This is a genomic window from Nitrosospira sp. TNL300 (assembly GCF_055385915.1).
Genome location: NZ_AP041005.1, coordinates 3053830 through 3075077, shown reverse-complemented (window position 1 = coordinate 3075077; position 21248 = coordinate 3053830). Strand labels below are relative to the sequence as shown.

General features: G+C 52.6%; 17 protein-coding genes and 1 tRNA gene. 11 read left to right on the top strand and 7 right to left on the bottom strand.

All coding sequences use genetic code 11. The features are described 5' to 3' along the window. Nucleotides 1–37: 37 nt before the first annotated feature. The gene (locus ACZ5BW_RS14120; protein WP_464541050.1) at nt 38–1042 is read right to left on the bottom strand and encodes a bifunctional riboflavin kinase/FAD synthetase; all 1005 of its coding nucleotides are present in this window, start codon (nt 1040–1042) and stop codon (nt 38–40) included. A 361-nt stretch (nt 1043–1403) separates the two neighbouring features. On the opposite strand from ACZ5BW_RS14120, the gene ACZ5BW_RS14115 reads away from it, so the two are divergent. From ACZ5BW_RS14115 to ACZ5BW_RS14105, 3 genes are all read left to right on the top strand, one after another. Next, a tRNA-Phe gene (locus ACZ5BW_RS14115) sits at nt 1404–1479 on the top strand. 180 nt (nt 1480–1659) lie between these two features. Continuing rightward, complete coding sequence (locus tag ACZ5BW_RS14110; RefSeq protein WP_464541048.1) at nt 1660–1821, top strand: DUF3631 domain-containing protein; 162 nt, start codon at nt 1660–1662, stop codon at nt 1819–1821. 151 nt (nt 1822–1972) lie between these two features. Further along, the gene (locus ACZ5BW_RS14105) at nt 1973–2230 is read left to right on the top strand and encodes an ORC-CDC6 family AAA ATPase (RefSeq protein ID WP_464541046.1); all 258 of its coding nucleotides are present in this window, start codon (nt 1973–1975) and stop codon (nt 2228–2230) included. Here the strand turns inward: ACZ5BW_RS14105 and ACZ5BW_RS14100 are convergent. Beyond that, nucleotides 2223–2980 (bottom strand): IS5 family transposase gene (locus tag ACZ5BW_RS14100; RefSeq protein ID WP_464541045.1). Its coding sequence is split into 2 segments (ribosomal slippage): nt 2223–2647 and nt 2647–2980, totalling 759 coding nucleotides; the frame shifts between segments, so codons are not numbered across the junction. The genes ACZ5BW_RS14105 and ACZ5BW_RS14100 overlap by 8 nt on opposite strands. Before the next feature lie 171 nt (nt 2981–3151). Between ACZ5BW_RS14100 and ACZ5BW_RS14095 the strand changes: the two genes are divergently transcribed. From ACZ5BW_RS14095 to ACZ5BW_RS14075, 5 genes are all read left to right on the top strand, one after another. Next, nucleotides 3152–4147 carry a hypothetical protein gene (locus ACZ5BW_RS14095; RefSeq protein WP_464541043.1) on the top strand — a complete coding sequence of 332 codons (996 nt, stop codon included), beginning with the start codon at nt 3152–3154 and terminating at the stop codon, nt 4145–4147. Nucleotides 4148–4862: 715 nt separating this feature from the next. Further along, a complete protein-coding gene (locus ACZ5BW_RS14090) occupies nt 4863–5090 on the top strand; it encodes a helix-turn-helix transcriptional regulator (protein ID WP_464541041.1) in 228 nt (75 codons plus the stop codon). Nucleotides 5091–5100: 10 nt separating this feature from the next. Continuing rightward, on the top strand, nt 5101–6372 hold the full coding sequence (locus ACZ5BW_RS14085; protein ID WP_464541039.1) for a HipA domain-containing protein: 1272 nt from the start codon (nt 5101–5103) through the stop codon (nt 6370–6372). Nucleotides 6373–6449: 77 nt separating this feature from the next. Next, nucleotides 6450–7565: an FRG domain-containing protein gene (locus tag ACZ5BW_RS14080; RefSeq protein WP_464541037.1), complete on the top strand. Its 1116-nt coding sequence runs from the start codon at nt 6450–6452 to the stop codon at nt 7563–7565. A gap of 510 nt (nt 7566–8075) precedes the next feature. Continuing rightward, on the top strand, nt 8076–13106 hold the full coding sequence (locus ACZ5BW_RS14075; protein ID WP_464541035.1) for a hypothetical protein: 5031 nt from the start codon (nt 8076–8078) through the stop codon (nt 13104–13106). Between the two features lie 189 nt (nt 13107–13295). Here the strand turns inward: ACZ5BW_RS14075 and ACZ5BW_RS14070 are convergent, their stop codons facing one another. The 3 genes from ACZ5BW_RS14070 to ACZ5BW_RS14060 all read right to left on the bottom strand — a co-directional run bounded on the left by ACZ5BW_RS14070 (nt 13296) and on the right by ACZ5BW_RS14060 (nt 15579). Further along, on the bottom strand, nt 13296–13862 hold the full coding sequence (locus tag ACZ5BW_RS14070) for an IS630 family transposase (RefSeq protein WP_464541033.1): 567 nt from the start codon (nt 13860–13862) through the stop codon (nt 13296–13298). Then, nucleotides 13843–14235 carry a helix-turn-helix domain-containing protein gene (locus ACZ5BW_RS14065; protein WP_464541031.1) on the bottom strand — a complete coding sequence of 131 codons (393 nt, stop codon included), beginning with the start codon at nt 14233–14235 and terminating at the stop codon, nt 13843–13845. The genes ACZ5BW_RS14070 and ACZ5BW_RS14065 overlap by 20 nt, the downstream gene beginning before the upstream one ends. 66 nt (nt 14236–14301) lie before the next feature. Beyond that, a complete protein-coding gene (locus tag ACZ5BW_RS14060) occupies nt 14302–15579 on the bottom strand; it encodes a hypothetical protein (RefSeq protein ID WP_464541029.1) in 1278 nt (425 codons plus the stop codon). Between the two features lie 177 nt (nt 15580–15756). On the opposite strand from ACZ5BW_RS14060, the gene ACZ5BW_RS14055 reads away from it, so the two are divergent. Beyond that, nucleotides 15757–16230, top strand: coding sequence for an NUDIX hydrolase (locus ACZ5BW_RS14055; protein WP_464541027.1), 474 nt, complete (start codon nt 15757–15759; stop codon nt 16228–16230). A 641-nt stretch (nt 16231–16871) separates the two neighbouring features. Here the strand turns inward: ACZ5BW_RS14055 and ACZ5BW_RS14050 are convergent. Both ACZ5BW_RS14050 and ACZ5BW_RS14045 read right to left on the bottom strand, forming a co-directional pair. After that, on the bottom strand, nt 16872–17057 hold the full coding sequence (locus ACZ5BW_RS14050; protein WP_107762867.1) for a CsbD family protein: 186 nt from the start codon (nt 17055–17057) through the stop codon (nt 16872–16874). Nucleotides 17058–17318: 261 nt separating this feature from the next. Then, a complete protein-coding gene (locus tag ACZ5BW_RS14045; RefSeq protein ID WP_464541025.1) occupies nt 17319–18503 on the bottom strand; it encodes an AI-2E family transporter in 1185 nt (394 codons plus the stop codon). 417 nt (nt 18504–18920) lie between these two features. Between ACZ5BW_RS14045 and hemA the strand changes: the two genes are divergently transcribed. Together hemA and prfA are read left to right on the top strand one after the other, a co-directional pair. Next, the gene (gene hemA / locus ACZ5BW_RS14040) at nt 18921–20174 is read left to right on the top strand and encodes a glutamyl-tRNA reductase (protein WP_107762865.1); all 1254 of its coding nucleotides are present in this window, start codon (nt 18921–18923) and stop codon (nt 20172–20174) included. Continuing rightward, nucleotides 20171–21247: a peptide chain release factor 1 gene (gene prfA, locus ACZ5BW_RS14035; protein ID WP_464541023.1), complete on the top strand. Its 1077-nt coding sequence runs from the start codon at nt 20171–20173 to the stop codon at nt 21245–21247. Before hemA ends, prfA begins: the two co-directional genes overlap by 4 nt. Nucleotide 21248: the final 1 nt, after the last annotated feature.

Genomic DNA, 21248 nt, shown 5'->3' with positions numbered 1-21248 from the left:
AAAATGTAGCCAATAGCAGTCTTATCTTTGAGCAGCCTTATCTTTGCACAAGCTTCTTTTCAGAAAGAGCGGAAGCAGATAACGAGGAAAAGTATTTGTTCGCGTTGTCCACATCCCGGCCAATCTGTCTGGTCAGCGCCTCGAGGTCGGAATATTTTTCCTCATCACGCAGCTTGTGAAGAAAATGCACCCGCAAATGGCGGCCATAAATTTCCTGGTCGAAATCGAACAAATGGACCTCCAGCACCGGCTTGCCATGCTCATGCACAGTGGGTCGCACACCCAGGCTTGCAACCCCTCGCAGTGTATCCAATGAAAGCATTTCCAATGATGGGAGCGCCTCGTTCCTCGGAGCTTCCATCTCCACTTCAACGGCAAAGATTCCCGACAGGGGCGGGCGATTATGCTTGAGCTGAATATTCGCAGTAGGAAACCCGATCTTTTTGCCCAGCTTGTCGCCATCCACCACGCGCCCGCTGATGCTGTAGAAACGGCCCAGCAAGCATTTGACCAGATCGAGTTCACCCGCCGCCAACGCTTCGCGAACGGCCGTGCTCGAAACGCGCAAGCCGTTTACCATAAAGCCCGGCATCTCTTCCACCTCGAAACCACACTCTGCCGAAAATGCCTTGAGCATGTCATAGTCGCCGGCACGGCGTGCACCGAAGCGAAAGTCGTCTCCCACCAGAATCCAGCGCGCGGCCAGACCGTGCTGAAGGATGCGGACAATAAAATCCTCCGCCGGAATTCTGGCAAAATCGAAATCGAAACGGCAAATATGCACCCGCTCCACCCCGGCTGCCGCCAGCAATTCCAGCTTCTCCCGCAGGCTGGTGAGGCGCGTGGGCGCCTTATCCGGTGCGAAAAACTCGCGCGGATGAGGTTCGAAAATCATGACGCATGATTCGAGACCAAGCCGGTCGGTCGCATCTTTAAGACGTGCAAGCATCGCCTGGTGCCCCAGATGCACGCCATCGAAATTGCCGATCGTGAGCGCAACCGGCGCATCAGCCTGAACGGGAATGCCGTGGGAAATGCGCATGCCTATTGCTGCTAAAATATTGAATTGTAGCCTGTTTGGACGAGTTTCAGACAGCAGATTTTTCAGACGGGTAATACCCCAAAGTGCGGGAGCAAGAAAATTCGATCGTTTTTACGAGGTTTGGATGCTTCCCCCAGCCGGGCATAATATCTTTACCGGACTTCCACCCCCTCTTTGGGACGGGCCAATTATATTTCCCCGGCAAAAAGGGGCGTGGTTTGACAAGAAAATTGTATGGTTTCCCGGTTGTCTCAGTTTTTAATCTTGCACGCTGGATTCCAACAGGATTGGCACTATGCTACAATTTCGCCGGTTAAAAACCTGTACCTGAATCGACTGTTACAGGACAATCGCTTTAAAAGGCCAAGTAGCTCAGTCGGTAGAGCAGAGGACTGAAAATCCTTGTGTCGGTGGTTCGATTCCGCCCTTGGCCACCAAATGATTGTTTCATCCATCCAAAAAAGTCCAGAAAACCCGCTTCAGTTGTTGAGATTGCGGGTTTTTCGTTTTGTGCCATCCATTCCTGTTCATTGCAATCAACTAGTAATTGTTGGGATATTTGGTCTAGTGAAGATTGAGCAGTTGCGCCACGTGGAGCCTAATTTGTTCGAAGTTTAGTGTCTAAGCTGGCGCGGTTCGCGGATGACTATTCGGAACAGGTGCAGCAGGCACGCCCTGTGCTCCCGAAGGTACTAGGTGACCGGGCGCAGGACAATTGGGAGCCGCTATTTGCAATTGCCGAATGTGCCGGACTCCAATGGATGAAAAGTGCAACTTAGGCGGCACTGAAACTATCTGGCGATGGCGGGCATAAAGCAATCAGCTCGAAGTGCTGTCAAGATTTATTTAGGTGGGGCGACAACCATAGGGCCTGTAACAGGCTCCTTTTGGTGATACGGTTAAAAGATTTCGTCAAGGAATCGTGCAAATATGAGGTCCACTAACCTAGCTTTTTTACGTACTGCCAAGCGTGCAGAGCGTCAAGACGATAATGTTCTACGGAACACTTTTGTCGACTTTGGATCAGTTTTATCAACTCTGACTACAGTCGATCATCAAATCATTTTTGGACGTAGAGGAACTGGTAAGACCCATTTGTTAACCGTAATACGCCAAGGGAGAGAGAGTAGTGGAGAACTCGCCATCCAGCTAGATATGCGTAATCTAGGCTCAGGACTCATTAATTGAGATAGAAGATGACGGTAGCGGCGATACAGATGGCGGAGAAGAAGGTGTGGGCGCAACGGTCATAACGCATGGCGATGCGTCGCCAGTCCTTGAGCCTGGCGAACATATTTTCTACCTTGTGGCGTTGCTTGTAGAGTTCCCTGTCGTATTCGATCTGGGTTTTACGGTTCTTCTTCGGGGGAATGCAGGGCGTAATACCCTTTTCTCTGAGGGCTGCCCTGAACCAGTCAGCATCATAGCCGCGATCCCCCAGCAACTCTTTTGCCTTGGGTAGAACAGGCAACAACAGGGCCGCACCCTTGTAATCGCTCATCTGCCCTTCGGAGAGCAGCAGGACAACAGGCTTGCCCATGCTGTCGCACACGGCATGGAGTTTTGAATTCAAGCCGCCCTTGGTGCGACCGATACGGCGGGGAACATCCCCTTTTTTAAAAGGCTGGCTGCCGTACGGTGCGCCTTCAGATGTGTGGCGTCAATCATTAGCCGATCGGGCGTTTCCTCTTTGCCAGCCAGTTCCGCAAAAATGCGGTTGAATATACCCATCTTGCTCCAGCGCATGAAGCGATTGTAGAGCGTCTTGTGCGGGCCGTAGCTTTTGGGAGCGTCCTTCCATTGCAGGCCGTTCTTTATCACGTAAATAATCCCGCTGAGCACCCGCAAATCATCCACACGCGCCACCCCATGGGACAAGGGAAAATAAGGCTTTATGCGGTTGAATTGTTTCTCTGACAGCATAAAAAGATCACTCATGGCAACTCCTCCTGACATAAGTGAATCACATCCGCTCACTTCCGTGAATCCCAAAATTAATAGGTCCTGAGCCTAGGTTCCTCAGGTGGAATTTATGCTGATTCATCTATTCCTATAACGCAACGAGCGACTCGATTACTTATAGATGTTCTTGCTTCCGTACATGAACACTTGTTTGAGCAAGCGATCGCCCGTGACGGTTTGGTCAATTTAGGAACTGTAGGAAAGGCATTGGATGAGCTATTTGACTCTCATGCTTCGGTAAAAGTTATCGGTGAAACAATAGTAGAAACAGAAGCTTCGGCCGAGACTTTGGGAGGTGCCGACTCGAAACTGGGACTTGATATGTCTCTTTCTTCTTCATTAACGCTCTCGGGTTCGCGAAAGGTGAGTGAGTCTTCCCGTGATAGTGCTACTGTGAAGAAGGCCATTAAGGGGCAAGAGATAAATCGGGTAAACTTCGGACACATTGGAACCGCTCTGCGCAGAGTGGTTGAGAACTTGCCGAAAGGGCGTCTCTGGCTTCTCATTGATGAATGGAGCGAAGTGCCACCAGACTTGCAACCCTTACTTGCAGATTTGTTAAGAAGAGCAGTTCTCCCAATAAAAGGTGTCACTGTTAAAATCGCGGCAATTGAGCAACGCAGCCGTTTTTTGATCACGGACACAAGACAAGGCCACGTGGGGCTTGAATTGGGTGCGGATATATCCTCTGCAGTCAATCTTGATGACTACATGGTGTTTGAAAACGACGAAGATAGAGCTGTGCTGTTTTTCAAAGCGCTCGTCTTTGCCCATGTAAAATCCGCATTAGAAGCGGAAGGAATTTCTGCCCCGAGCAGCGAACTCGAGCTCTTGTCGATCGGATTCTCCCAAGCGAACGCCTTCAATGAAGTGGTACGAGCTTGCGAAGGAGTGCCACGAGATGTCCTGCATATTCTTAGTCTTGCTGCACAGCGGGCCGACGATCAGACTATTTCCGTTGACAATGTTCGTAAAGCTGCGAGGGATTGGTATCAAACTTCGAAGGAAGCCGCAATTAGCGCTAATTCAAACGCCAAACTGCTGTTACATTGGATCGTAGACAGAGTGATCAAGGAGCGCCAAGCAAAAGCATTCTTGCCTGGAGTCCGGTATCAAGGACTCGCTAATCGATTTTCTTTATGATGAACGTGTGCTTCATGTTTTACGTAAGGGTATGTCAGCTAAAGACACTCCTGGGAAACGCTTTAATGTGTATGGGATTGATTATGGTTGCTATGTTGATCTCATAAATACGGTAAATGCGCCGAGAGGGATGCTTGATTTGGGTAATGATCATCAAGAGATTGTTAAGACTGTACCAAAGACAGACCTTCGTTCAATTCGCCGTTGCGTCCTAGACTTGCCGACATTTTATAAACAGGCTGGGACTTAACTAGTGAGTACCTAGAGAGAGGAGGGTGCGATCAGGTTTGGTGTGGCCTTTACAATACCGCAACTCTCGGTCGCATTTCATTTTGATTGGAGGTCACCGAGAAGAAGCATCCTCAGCACCGATGCATTGCTGTTGATTCTGCATGGAAGTAGGCGAATTTGATCTTTGTGTTGGTACATTGTTGGTATGGGGATTTTTGCAATTGTATAAATTAGTTGCTGGAGCCACTTTAATCGATTTGTTCGGTTGAGCCCTTGGCCCAACCTCTGTCTATCGGGCTTTTTCATTTGCAGGTTTAGGGACGCGCCGCGCGAACAGAACGTTACTGTTGGCCGTACACCGCTTCACATTCCCGTTCAAAACATTGCTGCCCCAAGCGCTTTAGCATTCACCTAAGTTTCCCGTACGGGAAATTCTCCTTGCAAAATACTGCTGTCGTGATCATAATTTCCCGATCGGGAAATTATGATCACCATTCATACGCCGCAACAACTTGGCGATGCCCTTCGGGCCGCCCGCAAGCACTTGGGATTGACACAGTTCCAACTGGCGCTGGCTGCCGGGGTAGGCTTGCGCTTCATTGTGGAACTGGAGGCTGGCAAGCCGACAGTACGGCTGGAAAATGTGCTTCGTGTCATCGACGTGTTGGGTGGAGAATTCAATCTGAGCGGACTGCCCGGCGGCAACCAGTGAGGCAGCGAGCATGACACATGAGCTCGACGTCTGGCTGTTTGCCAACTGCGTAGGCACTTTGACGCTGGTCAGCGGGCGACTCATGTTCCGGTATGCGACCGAGTGGCTGGTGCGAACGGACGCTGTCCCGCTGTCCCATTCGTTGCCACTCCGGCCAGAGTCCTTCGACGACCACGCTGCGCGACCGTTTTTCGCCGGCCTGCTTCCCGAAGGCCGACTGCGCCGCTTGATCGCACACCAGCTCCACGTTTCGGGCCAGAATGATTTTGCTCTTCTGGACCATATCGGCGGCGAGTGCGCTGGCGCTGTTACCTTTCTCGAACCGGGTCAGCCGCTGCTCCAGCAGAGTTCGGGCGGTGATATAGAATGGCTGAGCGATGAGGGTATTGTCGCCATTCTTGAGGAATTGCCCCGTCGCCCAATGCTGGCCGGCAGGGATGGCCTGCGTCTCTCGCTGGCCGGCGCGCAGGACAAGCTCCCGGTGACTGTCGACGGGAACAGGATTGGCTTGCCTAAGGGGAGCACGCCCAGTACGCACATTCTCAAGCCCCTCATTCTCGCGCTGGAAGACAGCGTGACCAACGAAGGGTTTTGCCTGGCATTGGCCGAGGTGGTGAGACTCAGGGCAGCGCGCTCGCAAATCCGCTCCCTTGGCGAACTCCGGTTTCTATTGGTTGAACGCTATGATCGACTAATCAATCCACAAGACTCCATCCAGCGGCTGCATCAGGAAGATTTCTGCCAAGCGCTGAGCGTGGTGCCGGAGATGAAGTACCAGAGCGAGGGCGGCCCTGGCCTTGCACAGTGCTTTGATCTGGTACGTCGCGCCACTCGACCCAGCGCCCCGCAGGTGCTGCGGCTGTTCGACTATGTGGTATTCAATACCCTCATCGGCAATCACGACGCACACGCCAAGAACTTCTCCTTGCTCTATACCGACAAGACGCCTGTGTTGGCTCCGCTCTACGATACGCTCTCGACCGCGGTGTACCCAAACCTCACTTCCAAAATGGCAATGAAGCTCGGGAGCAAATACAAGTTCGGCGAGGTACAGGCGCGGCACTGGGATCAGTTTGCGGAGGCAGCCGGCTTGGCCAAGGCGCAAGCGCGCAAACGCATTCTGGAGTTGGCAAGAACGCTGCCGGAGGCTGCCCGTCAACTCCAATCGGCACCTGATAGCGGCTTCTCTGGCCATCCGTTGGTGGAGAGCATCGTGACTTTAATCGAGAAGCGCTCGGCATTGACTGTACGGCGACTGACCGGGCCAAAGGGAGACGACTGAGGGAAGCCGAGACTAAATGTCTAGTAAGAATTGCAAATACAGACTTACCTAATTTCAATAATAAAAGCGAAATATTAATGCCATTACCAATGCAACTGTTTGGGACAATAGAAACGTCGTATGAAATCTTGGAAGCCATGCTCTGCAGGGATCATGACTGCCCAAACCAAGCGATGGTGCATTGGTGGGGCGAAAAGGTCGCTCCTCGGGCGATCTTAGTGCAGCTATTGGAGGAGGACAGTGGAAACATAAAACTCATACCTCAAGAGTTTTATCAGGTCGATCGTTATGGAGCGGTACGCAGAGTAAATAAGCCCTCCAATGAAGATAACGAATTTCTTCAACAATTCACCGCCACGCTACAAAGAAAAAACGGAGCTCTTGTGGGCGAGTGGATTCATGAATCCGATAGAAAAGGGTGCGTTAGCCTTTCACCGTATAATCTTACTGACGACTTAATTCCAGATAACTGTACAACTTGGGATGAATTCAAGGCATGGGCGAAGATCGCACGAATAAAGAATGATGCCGTCATTTTTCGTGGCCACGGGAGTAATAAGTTTCGCCTCAGAACTACCTTAAGTCGGGTTGGAAGACACCGACTTGAGCGATATGATGCTGAGTCTCTTCCAAAATTTAGAGAGCACTCCGAAACAGTTCTGGGGCAAAGATTTGATTTAAACGATATTGAGGATTATTCGACCTTACTTGGCCTCGCTCAGCACCATGGGCTCCCGACACCACTACTGGATTGGACAGACTCCCCCTATATTGCAGCATTCTTTGCTTTTTCCGATGCGGTGGAATTTCGGGAAACACGCTCATCGGCGACACATGTTCGGGTTTATGGGCTCACCCGAGACTTTGTAGACAGTACCAGAATTCCAGTAGTAACTGTCCCGTTCTATTCTCCTTACATCATCTCTTTATCAATCCTACCAAGAAACAATCCGAGGTTATATGCCCAGCAGGGAAAGTTCCTCATAACCAACGTAGCTGATGTTGAGCAATTTATTTGCTCTGCGGAAAAAAGAAGCGGAATAAAATACTTAATTGCCGCCGACATCCCAATTGGTTGTGCATTTGAGGCTTTAGAGGATCTCGAGTTTATGGGACTTTCTGCGGCAACAATGTTTCCTGGTCTAGATGGCGTGTGCCGGATGATGAAACACAAGATGTTATTCAAAGCGTAAGGATCAGATACCCTTGTTCTTCTAGGCTCAGAACTCATTAGTACAAGCAATCTAGGGGTTTGTAGACGTATCGGTTGAAATAATTGGCACTTCCCGAGGCAGTCTCAGATGTCTCTAGCTTAGAGTTAGATTAGTCCCAGGATTCTAGGCAGAGCTTCAGCATTTTCAGAAGCAGATCGCATCTAAATGTTCGAGCTTTCTGCTCCCCACAATCAAGCTCCCGCCTCTCATCCAACTCCTTTTTTCGATGGGCTCGGCAATCAATACCAAAATCCTAGTGCTACGCTATCAGCAGTCGCTATGCCGCTGTCTTGTCCACCCTAAAGATCGGCCATCGAAGCCAAATCGGCAAAACCTCAAATAGAACGCCAATCTGCCCTTATTCCCGCGCTTTGAAGCGCTAACCATCTGTATATCCTTTTTGGCTCAGCCGTATCACGTCTCTTCCTCTTCAAGCAGTTATCACCTGTTTGATCCTCATCGCCAACCTTTCAGGGATATGCATAAATCATGAATAATAATCCGGATTTCAGCATCGGTTTTTCCACCAATCTTGTTCGCGGTCTTAACCCGAACTGGCAGCCGCAGAAGGGGTTGCTCAACATCCTCTATTCCGCCGAACAACAGGCGATGGATTTAAAGCCTGTGGAGCCGGTCGAGCACCGAGGCTCGTGGTCTTACCCAGTGATTACGCTTCATGAAACGGCCCTGGATTTGCTGGACGAGCTGATTCCGTATGAGGTCGTCAAGCCTTCCAGCGACATCGATGCGCCTTCCTTTGGGCCGGGCGCCTTGCTCGCGGGTGCTGCTGGCAGCCGGGCTTCCCTGCAAATACTCTCAAAAACCGTCGGGGTGGATTTGACGAAGCCGGGATTACGTTATGCGCTGGTCAAACTGGTAAGGGTGGATGGAGCGGACAACCATGCGTCGGAGGTGGGCGGCATTCTGGTACACGCGCGTCCCCGCCAGCCCGATCCCGAGTATGGGCTCACTCCTGCCTTCACTTCGGTTGCGATCCAGTTGCGGCATGCCGGGCGCACCCGGCTGCAGGACTACGGCGATCAACTGACAAAGGATGATGCCAACAAGGTCCTCGATTCTTTCCGCGAGTTTGGCACCCATTATGTTTCCGGCGTGGAGCTGGGCGATACCATCCTTCAGGTATTTGCCTATCAGCCCGAACAGTTTGCGCGCATAAAGTCGGCTTATGCAGACGGCAGTAATCCGCTATCGGGTCCTGGCTCGCAAAATTTTGTCCAGTTTACGACTGACCGTGCGGCCGGTATGTTCGGCTACGTGGAAGAGTATGGAAGTGTCATTTGCCTGAGCAATTCCGCCGTCTTCAACTCGACCCTGGAGCAGGGCGATTGGCTGGATAAGCTGTGGTCAAGCAAGAACAGCGTGTTCTCGCTGTTCAACGTCAACTCTGCGCTGTCGCTTGTCGATCTCCAGCAGGAATTCGACGAGCAGACAATCATAGGTGTGCGTCTTGCCAGCCTGAGTGTGATGATCGAACAGAAGCGCGGGCTGATCTGGCAGCGCATCTTCAAAGGCGCGATGGCGCAGAAGTACCGTACGACGATACAGCCGAATTTTTCCATTTACGACCAGCGCGATTTTGTCCGCATGCTGCCGCAGGATACCGCCGGGGTCGTATCATTCATTGCCACTCCAACTGTCAATGCGTACAAGGCACGTCTGGATCTTGCAGACATGCAGCTCGTGGCTGCTGAAGAAGTGCAGGATTTCATTCTTTTTGCCAACGTATTATCCGTAAGCAGCAACAAACCCATCGAGGTGCCCGGAAAAAAAGTGCGGCTGTTCGGGCAGGTGCTGGATATGCGGGTGCAAGGCCAACCCAGGGCGATCTCCCTGACGGATGAAGCATTTGAATCGCTGCAATTGGGGTGTGATGAGTTTCTCGGTGCCTTGACAATCAGAAACAGTTCCGGCTCACGCTACAGTGTCATCGTGGATGGGCTCAGGTTCGACCTGGAAGGCGAAGGCGCAGAGGCAACGCCTTTTGTCGCGGATGACGTGCGCGTTGTGCCTCCCGCTGAGGCCGTGCCTTTGCTTGTGAACAGCCTTCAGTTTTCCATGACATTTGCCGAAGCGGTCATCAGCGACCAGTCAGGCAAGGCCAACAGTTCTCTCCAGCAGTTCGTGCGCGATTATCTGAACTGGTTGGCGGAATTTCTATCAGGCGTAAGCGGTAGCGAAGAGCTCCTTGCGTTGCGTATCCGTGCGATGGATCTCGCCAGCTACGCCATCAATCCGGAATATGGCAGCTTCGTTCCGATCCTGCCTTATACAGACTACGAGCAGTATGTGCAAAGCATACTCAGCTATCTGGACAGGATACAGCTGCAGGTGGCGCAAAACGAACAGCGCATGGCCACTCGGCGCCTGGAAGAACGGGTGATCGATGTCGGCAGGACGCTCAATGAGAACATCATCAAGTCGGGCGAGTTGGTCAGCGATGTGATCAAGGCGAATGCCGATCAGCAGAGAGACCTGGAAGGATTCTACGATTCGCTGATTGTCCAGAGCAAGACCGAGGCTGACCAGCAGCAGAACAAGATCAACGATCTGCGTGCATCACTGTTCGAAGCCCAGGGAGAAGTGAACCTGGCAGTACAGAAATATAAATCCGCGGTACAGCAGTGGCAAACCATGGAAGCGATCAAGTTCGGCCTGGAAGTGGCCACCAATCTGTTCAGCCTTGGCACTTCCATCGCCATCCCGGCATCCTCCATCTCCGCAGTGAAAGACCTTGGCCTCACCGTGCAACGCATCCAGAAGACGCTGAATGTACTCAACGCCCTGTCCAAGCTCTATACCGGCGCCAGCACCGGCGCCAAGGGGCTGGAAAACGCCGAGCACGCGCTGGATGATCTGGACGATGCCCAGTTCGGGTCGCCTTCCAGCTTATCCTGGGACGAAATGTCGATCCAGTTCAACCAGATCATGGCATCGGGTCCGGACATCAAGCCGGAAAAGGCAAGCCTGCAAGCGGCTTTTGCCATGATGGTGCTGCGCGGCAAGGCTGTAACCAGCGCTGAATCCGCATTGCACGCCCTGCAACGAGACATCTATACCAACCAGAAACAGAAAGAGATCAACAGCCGTCAGGCAAAACGGCTGGAGGAATTGCAGCAGAAGCTGCATCCTGCCCAGGTGAAGGATCTGGACCGTTCCGCAATCGATCTGGTAGCGTTGACCGGGCACCTGACATTCATCCAGAACCAGATGCTCACAATTCTTGCCAAGGCATTCCTGATGCAGGACCTGGCGCTTCAATACGCCAACCTTCAGCCCGCCACACCCGTGTTGGCGTACAGTCTGCTGAAATTCAGCGCTGCGGTGGTTCAGCAGAAAGCCGCCACGCTGGAAGCCAAATCCCTGCTCGCCCAGTATCAGGTCACACGAACCAAGCCGATCGAATACGTTATCGAAGGAGTGAAGCCAGAGGAATTGACTGACGGCAATATCTTTCGTACTACCATCTTCCTGGATGCGCCGGCTTTCTACCAATATGTCAACGCCAGGATAGTTTCCGTGGTTGCTTCCGTGGAAGGTGTCAAGTCAACTGAAAGCGGTACTTATCTGCTGCGCCTGGCCTATAGCGGAACCCCCTTTCACGATCGCAACCTGCATCGTGATCCGCTGACATTCCGCACGCCGTGGCGCGAGCGCATATACAGCTATAACGCCCCCGACAACTCGCCCAGGTTTTCCGATGGGGGACAATCCTGGTCTGAAGGTGTAAGCCGGGTGACGCCTTTTTCCATCTGGGAGATTTCGCTGCCGAACACGAGCACGAACAAGGGCCTGCGGTTCAATGGCGATAGTTTGACGATTCGGTTGTCCTTCGTGCTGGAAGCAAGAATTGCGGATGCGCAGAAAGTCATGCAGCGCCGCGCATTGAATCGCCTGCTCGCATCAGGCTTGCCCACGGTGCTTGCGGCCCCGGCAGCTGAAGGTTTCCGCCCGCTGCTTGCTGCGGCTCCAGCCCTGCCCTCCGCAGACACGTTGCTGAAGCAGATGTATGCTCAGGGAAGCTGCACCAACGGCTGGGATGTGGTGTTCAACATGAATCTGGAAGAGATCAACAGAGCGCTGAAGGACCAGTACGAAGCCCTGAAAAAGGATACAGCCTACAAAAACAAAATCGTTGTCAACACTTCGGAGAAATATCCGGGGGACGTGACTGTGATCAACCGCTTTACCATCGAATACGGCTATCCCCTTCTAAATTTCAGCGTCAATAACAACAATACGGCCATGCTGAAAATGGAGGTTTTGAACGGCTCAGTAGAGCGCTGTTCGAAAGTGGGATCATTTCCTGAACAGTGCGATACCCCCCAATCTATCGGTGGCGAAACCTTGACGGCGGTGATTCAACTGGCCAAGGTGGCAGGAACGGTCAAGATCGACAACAGCAATCACAATGTCTTGAAAGTTCAACTCGACATGAAGGAGGGAACGTTCTCGATCAGTAACATCGATCTGAGTGACGCAACCAAAGTGGAATTCAACAAGGCAGTGAAGGAATACTTCGTCAATAACCCTGTGGTCTACCTGATCAACCAGCTCGACCTGACCGCTATTCCCACGCTGGAGTCACTCAAGCCAAGCGATTTTATCTTCAAGCCGCTTCAGACACCCGGCAATAACGAGATGCTGCAGCTCTTCATCATGACCGGAGGACGGGCAGCGCTGAATTACTCCCAGGCTTTCCTGAACAATATCCCCGAGCCGATTCCGCAGGGCCAGAGTAACAGCATGATGGTCCGCTCGGCGCTGATATTCAAGGATGTGCTTCCGCAAAGTTTGAGAAACAATGGCTGGGCGCTGCAAGGGGTCGATCCAGGCAGTTCGGCCAAGGCGTGGTCGGCCAAGTTCACCAGCGCCAGCGTCACCGGCAGCGTGGATTTGAGCAAACTCAACCATAGTTCATCCACCAGCAGCGGTCATGGCAGTGGATCGATCACCCAGTATACCTACTCGATCCCGGGCGGAAACGACGTCTCCTGGTCGCTGGCGGATACCGCCATTGTCGTACAGCCAAACGGGCAGATGTATTACAGCGGGTCGCGGGGGCAGTCACTGCAATATAACGAGCGTGCCTGCACGTCGTACTATCCCTGCTTGTGGAATTGCGACCCCCGCTGCAGCGATTCCAGGCTGGCAACGGATGTGACAATCGAGGTGAAAGCTGCATTGCCGGTGAGTGTAGGTGGAAATGGGCGCAACCAGACGATCGAGATCAAAACCTCGGGTCAGGGTGTCATTGTCAGCGGACATCTTTCCGGAGGTGGTCCTAGCGGCTCCGACGATCTGGCCGCGCAGGTCAATCAGCAGATACAGAGCCAGGTGCCGACGCAGATTGCGGAAAAGCTGTCGATCCAATTTGATTCCATTTCAGTATTCGCGCTGAAAAACCTGCTGTTCCCATCGAACAACTACATTTCATTCAGCAGTTGCGCCGTGCCGGGCGACCTGATTCTCCTGGGCAACTTCAACTCGGCAAAATCCTAGGAACGAGAAAAACTATCCAAATTGAGCGTCCCGAGTGGACGCTCTTTTTTTTGCGCGCCGACAGAGGCACTGGCTTGGAGAGCAGTAGGCTAGCCCGGATATTTCGCCCGGGTCACTGGATAATGGCGAGGTGTTGCGCTGTGAGCACCCCCATCCAGGTGCGGTTTTACGCATTAGAGCATTTTCGCTTTACATGTTGACGTATCCGCAGGCCTCGAAGTAGTTCTGACACTCCTGAGGTGAGGTGGTATCGAGGAGTTTGCTCAATTCCTTCCAGAGCGCATCGACGGTGCGCTTTGATGCTTTGCGCAGCATGGCTTTGAGTTTGGCGAAGAGTTTCTCGATCGGATTGAGGTCAGGGGAATAAGGCGGCAGGTAGCACAGGGATGCTCCCACAGCCGTCAAAGCCTGTTCGACACCGGACACCTTATGGCAGGACAGGTTGTCGGCAATGACGATGTCGCCCGGACGCAAGGTGGGACAAAGAAAGTCACGAACCCATGCCAGGAAAAGCGCTCCATCGATCGGACCATCGACCACCATCGGGGCGCTCACCGCATCGTGGCGCAGGCCAGCGATGAAAGTGGTCGTCTTCCAATGGCCACAAGGCGCATAAGCCAGACAACGTGTGCCGCGCGGGGCACGACCACGCAACCGGGTCATACTGGTCGTGATCCACGTCTCATCCAGAAACACCAGCCTTCCCATATCCCACTTTGGCTGCTGGTCCTGCCAGTCACGGCGTGCCTGCTGCACGTCCTCGCGATGCTGCTCGCTGGCGTGCAGAGTTTTTTTTAAAGCTCAGTCCCCACCTGTCCAACTGGTGCCACAGCGCCGGCGACTTGATCGTGATCCCTTCGCCTTGCAGGCGTTCACACAGTTCGGCCAGCGTCAAATCCGGCTCATTCTCGATCCAGCCACGGATCGTGCCTTCCAGATGGGCGATGCGCGACCGGCGGTGACCACCCATCGGCAGGCTGCTTCGACAGCCCTGCTCTTCCCATCGCCGTCGCACCTCATACACCCACATCCGACTCACTTCGAAACGCCGGGAGATATCGCTCGGACGCTCTGCTCGCTCCAGGGCGCGCAGCACCCGATCCCTCAAATCCTGCGAGTATGCACGCATATCCCACCTCTCTCATGATTGACCTGAGGTAGTTTAATACATGTAACTACTTAAATCAAAAATGCTCTAATGTTTTCTTTCAGTTCCGGCCAATACTGCATCGACGTCGTCTACCCGAACTACGAATCTATGCTTGCCACGCGCCGACAATATGAAGGAAAAATTCTCCACGAAGGCGATCTGATTGAATTTGAGAGAAGACCTCGTTTGCTCCAGATAGCTCGACCAATCATTCCCCGTTTCGCGACAATGAATATTAATTACGAGCTTATGGCAATCGTATAAAACCTGAAAGGAGGAGATTCTGCTGTCTTCACGGAACAAATAATTAAAGAACATAAAATGGACGCCATTGCCCTCCGGGTCGGAAACCAGATCGTTGCTTCGCCCAGTCACCTCGCCAATCAGTGGAAAACCGCGTCCACAGGGACAAGGCTTATCCTCCATCATTACCAGGTCACCAGTATCATAACGTGCCAGAAAAAAAACACGATTGGAAAGATCGGTGGAAATAAGCTTTCCCCCTTCGAGCACCTCGTGATAGCATCGAGTGGTAATAAGGTGAAGGCCCTGCCTTCGCTCGCATTCATATGCCGACACTCCTGCATCATGGCAACCGTACTGGTTGAAACAGGGTGCGGCAAATGCAGTCTCAATCACGTGGCGCATCATTGGTGTCAAGACCTCTGCTGTACATACGACGCCGCGCAGGCCAAAACGAGGGCGTGTCGGAGAAGCAATCACGTGCTGAGCAAGTCGGTAAATTGCCCCCGCATATCCATAGATGAGCCGGAAGCCGCCCGAGGATATTTCCCTGGCGTAAGCTTGCAAGCACTCGTCCGAAAGTTCAAAGGCCGAGAACAGCTTGACGTTCATGAGCTTATAGTAAGCATTCTCTTTGAAGCCAGTACCGAATAGCGATAAACCAGCAAGAAAAGCGACCGGTTCACCCAGTCGGTAGCCGGCTGCGCACCAGCTCAAGAGGATCCCAGCCCACAGGTAAGACTGGGATTGAGTTCCGGTGTAGAAAACTAACGGCTCTCCAGTGGATCCTCCGGTTTTTTTACGCACGCGTCTTCCACGGTAATGGGAATTTGTCAGCTGGTCCCGATTGCGGTTTGCAAAATTCTTGTCAATTATCGGTAGTTCTTCAAAGGAGCGGTATTCAGCATAGAGAGGAAGAGCTGTCCGAATGGCATCGAAGTAGTCATCCAGCAACTGCTTTTGGCGCTGCTGTAACGCCATGGCCGACTCAAATTGTATGCTTTCCAACTGGCGAAATAACTCAACCGAGGTCGTGCCGCGCATCAAATCGATCAGGCTAAATCCCACGCGTTTCAACATGCGGCTATCTCATTGGGCTAGAATTTTTTGCCTCACAGTGTGATGGTGTGGGTTAATGATAAACTTATTTGGGCCTCTCATCATGTTTTGCAACGGATAGTAATAACCTGCGCTTGAAGAAAGATATTCCGATAATGTTTTCGCTGAAAAAGAGCGTGGATTGCCTGTCAGATAGATATGAGGTATGGTAAGAAAAGCGCGGGTATCCTGCCCTATCGCAGACGAAACGGTCGGCTGGAAGTTCTGCTTGTCCATCCTGGAGGTCCGTTCTGGAAAAACAAGGATTTCGGGGCATGGTCGATCGCAAAGGGCGAATACGAGGAGGATGAAGAGCCGTTGCAGGCTGCGTTGAGGGAGTTTTTTGAGGAAACCGGGCATCGTCCATCAGGTCCCTTTCTTCCACTTACGCAACGCAAACAACCCAGCGGGAAGCTGGTGGATGCATGGGCTACGGAAAGCGATTGGGACTCCTCCGGGCTGATCTCAAATGCCTTCAGCATGGAGTGGCCGAAAGGTTCCGGCAGAATCCGGGAGTTCCCGGAGGTGGATCGAGCGGAGTGGTTTGACATTCCCGAAGGAAAGCGGCGTGTTCGTCCTGGGCAGCAAGGTTTTCTTGAAGAGCTCAGCGAAAAGCTATCCTCGAACGAATAAACAACCCTGTCCACGTACTGCTGACATGCCCCATCGCTTCGGTTTTTTATTGTCGGCCTGTTATCGGCCGGGAATGTGATCCGGACAGAGATCGAGTGGAGCCAGACCCACGCTGGGTCCAACTTTAGCAGCCCAGTACACCTTCGATTCAGGCCATCCGAAAAGCTGTTCTTCATGTATATAGGGAGCTACGCAACTGCTGGAACTGCTATCCGGGGAGTTGAAAATAGCGTAAGAACTTCGTTCTATGTAGCCTTGTTCGGTTCTTACATAAGGAACATATTTAGCCATTTATCGAGCTCCTTAAAGTGAATGCAAGCACCGATTGTATGGACGGTTTGTTACAGAATTTATAATGTGCATAGGACGCTCGGCAGCATCCATGACCTCTATCAAGAGGCCACCTGGGAGTGAAGTCAGCAGGAAGGTGAAACGCAAGTGAAATGGATGGGCATTCTGCCCTGATTCCTTGACCCTTGAGATATGCCGGTCCATTTTTATTGGAGCCAATAGGCCGATAACTCTGGAGTGATGTAAGTCTTCTTCAGAAAAAAGAAGGGGAAGGCAGGCTGAATCAAATAGCCAAAAACCCGCCTAAGCGGGTTTTTGGCTGAGAGGAAGGGGATGTTTGGAAAGTTAATTTAAAGCTTGTCTGCCGCGTCCTTCACGGCTTCCTTGGCGTCTCCATATTTCTTCTGTGCCTTACCGGCAACTTGCTTGCCAAGGCCCTTAGCCTCATGCTCTTTACTTCCTGCCGCCCTTCCGGCCTCTTCCTCAATTTTTCCTGCGATGTCTTTCGCGGTTCCTTTCACTTGATCCTTATTCATAAGTCGATCTCCTTTTTCTATGAAATTTAAGATGATTTGCCGTAATTCAGTAAATCGTTACAGCATTGAAATCAGATTAACGCTTTTTAGCAGCTCATACTGTTCGGTAGACCACATTTAAAAAAATTACCTCAAGTTGCTTAACAGCTCACGGCGGAACGTTGGTAGTGTCGCTATTGTTCCATGCACTGAGCGCTGTATTAGCAGCCTCTAGCGCCTTGCCTCTTCGGGGGGTCGCCCCTCCGTCAATGCAAAAGTTGATTACTGTCCCAAGAGTTCGCCCATCGGTTTGAGCGATTCGACTCGATCGCAGATTACTTTGACAATAGCCAGTAATGGGGCTCCGAGCAGTAAACCTGCTATGCCCCACAGCCAGGCGAAGAATAATAGTGCGATGAATAGAACTGCGGGATTCACGCGTGCAAATCTGCCCTGTAGCCATGTGGTAAACACCATTCCCACTACGCCTGAAATAAGCAAAAATACCGCTACCAGTAAAAATGCCTGGGCAAGCGATCCAAATTGCAGCAACGCGGCAATGCCGGAGGCAAGCGCAACCCCGACAGTTCCCAGGTACGGAATAAAATGCAGTACTCCGGCAGCTACCCCCCATATGGCGGGATGCTTCAGTCCCAGCATTTCGAACGCCAACCAGGACATGACGGCAATTAAAGCATTCGATATCAACATGGCAAGGAGGTAGCGCTGGATTTGATTATCCACTTCTTCAAGTATCCGCACCGTATCTTTCTTCTGAGAAAGCGTCGGGCCGACAAACTGTACAAGCTTGCGTCGGAAATGACTACCTGCAGCCAGCAAGAAATAAGTAAGCAGCAATACTACCGGGGCTTGTGCAGTAAACGTGACCAGCAACGCTGACTGCGTGAGCATAAGATCTCGCAACCACGCACTATTCTCCGATTCCTTGACTATGACTGCGCGATCTGCTGCTGATTCCAGACCGGCATCGATAGCAACGCGCTGGAGTTCATCAGCAGCTTGCTGAACATGACGCAACGTACTCCAGTTCCCATCGCGCAAAATGTCTAAACTTTGCCGCAACTTGCGCGCCGTCTCCGGAAGTTGTTCAGCCATTATTGCCGCATCGGGGCTTAAAGAGAGTGTCATCCAGGAAGTGCCTCCGACGAGCACTCCCAGTACACATATCGCCCCCAATGCGCGGGGAATACGATAGCGTTCAAACCAATCCACCACCGGGCTTAATGTGTAACTTACCAGGATGCCAAACAATAGCGGAACAAGGAAAGCCCGCGCCAGATATAGCGCGGCAATGATGGCGATGAATGCAAGTATCCAAAGAGCCGTTGCGCTCCTTTCCCTTGGCTCAGTGTCAAGGAGAGTTATTTTTTCGGTAACAATCGGTGCGGCGACCTCAAGGGCCGGTGCCTTCAATTCGATCGTCGATTCATCAGAGGGTGAGTTCATGGGGTTCTTGGGCTAAATGATAGAGTCATGCTTTCGTGCGCGCACAATCCTCTCTAATCGTCTTGGTGATTCCGCGGATATTGATATCAAGCTTGGCTAAGGTAATCTGAAGACCAGCTATTGCACAATGGGCTGTGGCTCAGGATACCAGTCATGGGGATTTCCTGGAAAAGATTCTTAATGCTGGGAATGATGTTCCCCTTGAGCCCCACAGTGCACTACATTGAGGAAGCCTGCAGCTCTGCCTTTTTGATCAATCCTGAAGTTTCCCTCTGATGCGGGTTGTTGAGCCCGCTTGACCTGTTCCCATATTTTTTTCTGGACCCGAAACTCTTCCAATTGTTGGTATTCAAATGCTTGTAATACTATAATCACGAAATTTTAAAATTCAGCCGGTACTGAGCTAACGTGTCTTCGATGCAGTTATTTGCCTTCGGCATCAACCACCAGACCGCGCCGCTGGATGTGCGCGAGCAGGTGTCGTTTCCGGCGGACGCGATGGAGGATGCGTTGCACGATCTGGTAAGCCATCGTCCGGTGAGAGAAGCGGCGATTGTTTCCACCTGCAATCGCACCGAGATTTATTGCAGTACCGATAAGCCGGACGAAGCCACTCACTGGCTGGCGGATTTTCACCAGTTGCCGACTCGTGAGCTTGAGCCGTATCTCTACAGGCTGCCTAGGGAAAAGGCTGTAAAGCACGCCTTCCGCGTTGCCAGCGGACTGGATTCCATGGTGCTGGGCGAACCGCAGATACTTGGCCAGTTGAAGGATGCAGTGAAATCGGCTGAGCATGCAGGCACGCTCGGCATGCTGTTGCATAAGCTGTTCCAGCGCACCTTTTTTGTTGCGAAGGAGGTTCGCAGCTCCACCGAAATAGGGACAAATTCCGTTTCCATGGCGGCGGCCTCTACACGGCTGGCAGAACGCATTTTCGGGGACATCGGTGAGCAGCGCGTGTTATTCATCGGTGCGGGCGAGATGATCGAGCTATGTGCGAGTCATTTCGCTGCCCGTCATCCGAAGCGCATCACTGTCGCCAATCGGACTGTCGAGCGGGCGCAGGCCCTGGCGCATCGGTTGAACGGGCAAGTCATCACCCTGAACGAGCTTCCCGACCAGTTGGCGCTTCATGATATTGTCGTCACCTGTACCGCGAGCACGCTCCCCATTCTTGGCAAGGGCATGCTGGAGCGGGCGATCAAGGCACGCAAGCACCGACCGATTTTCATGGTGGATCTGGCTGTGCCGCGGGATGTGGAGCCCGAGGTGGCGGAACTGGATGATGTGTTCCTCTATTCGGTGGATGACCTTGCCGATATCGTCAAGGAAGGTCTGGATTCCCGGCAGGGAGCGGTGGCGCAGGCAGAGGCGATTATCGACTCGAATGTGGTCAATTTCATGCACTGGCTGGAATCGCGCCACGTTGTGCCCACCATACGCGCCTTGCGCGACCAGGCGGAGCGTTACCGACGTCATGAACTGGAGCGGGCAAAAAAACTGCTGGCCAAAGGTGAGGATCCGCAGAAAATCATCGAATCCCTGAGCAACGGGCTTACCAACAAGTTTCTCCATTTACCCTCCTACGCGCTCAACCACGCCGCTGAGGACGAGCGTGACGATCTGGTCGACCTGATCAGCCGCCTGTATCACCTTCATCCCTCAGAATGAACAAAAGTATAGCTGCCAAGCTCACGCAACTCAGCGTGCGCCTGGAGGAGTTGAATCGTCTGCTGAGCAGCGAAAACATCATGGTCAATCTCGATCAATACCGCAAGCTGGCGCGTGAACGTGCGGAGATCGCGCCCGTGGTCGACTTGTATAACGCTTATCTGCAAAGCGAGCAGGATATTCATACCGCGCAGGAGATGGCTGCTGACGTTGACATGCGCGAGTTTGCCGATGCTGAAATACGGGACGCCAAAGAGAGGCTGGGGCGTTATGGCGCGGAATTGCAGAAGCAATTGCTGCCCAAAGACCCGAACGATGAGCGCAATATTTTTCTGGAGATCCGGGCCGGTACCGGGGGAGACGAGTCTGCGCTATTTGCGGCCGACCTGTTTCGCATGTATGCACGCTTTGCTGAACGACAGCGCTGGCAGGTGGAAATCATTTCGCAAAGCCCGTCCGACGCCGGCGGGTATAAGGAAATCATTGCCAAAATCAGCGGTGAAGGCGCCTATTCCAGACTCAAGTTTGAATCGGGCGGGCACCGGGTGCAGCGGGTGCCAGCGACCGAGACGCAGGGGCGCATCCATACTTCCGCCTGCACCGTCGCGGTGATGCCCGAAGCAGACGAGATCGAGGATGTCGCGCTCAATCCTGCCGAACTGAGAATCGACACTTTTCGCGCTTCGGGGGCAGGAGGGCAACATATCAACAAGACTGATTCTGCCGTGCGCATCACCCACCTGCCGACGGGAATCGTGGTCGAATGCCAGGATGGCCGTTCTCAGCATAAAAACAAGGCGCAGGCGATGAGCGTGCTGGCTGCGCGCATCCGCGACAAGCAGATGCAGGAGCAGCAAAGCAAACAGGCGGCAACGCGCAAGTCACTGATAGGTACGGGTGACCGTTCAGGACGTATCCGCACTTACAATTTTCCCCAGGGGCGGATAACGGATCACCGCATCAATCTGACGCTGTACAAGATCGAGCAGATCATGGATGGGGATTTGAACGAGCTTTGCTCCGCGCTGCTGGCCGAGCATCAGGCCGAGCAGTTGGCGGCAATGGCGGAGTAGA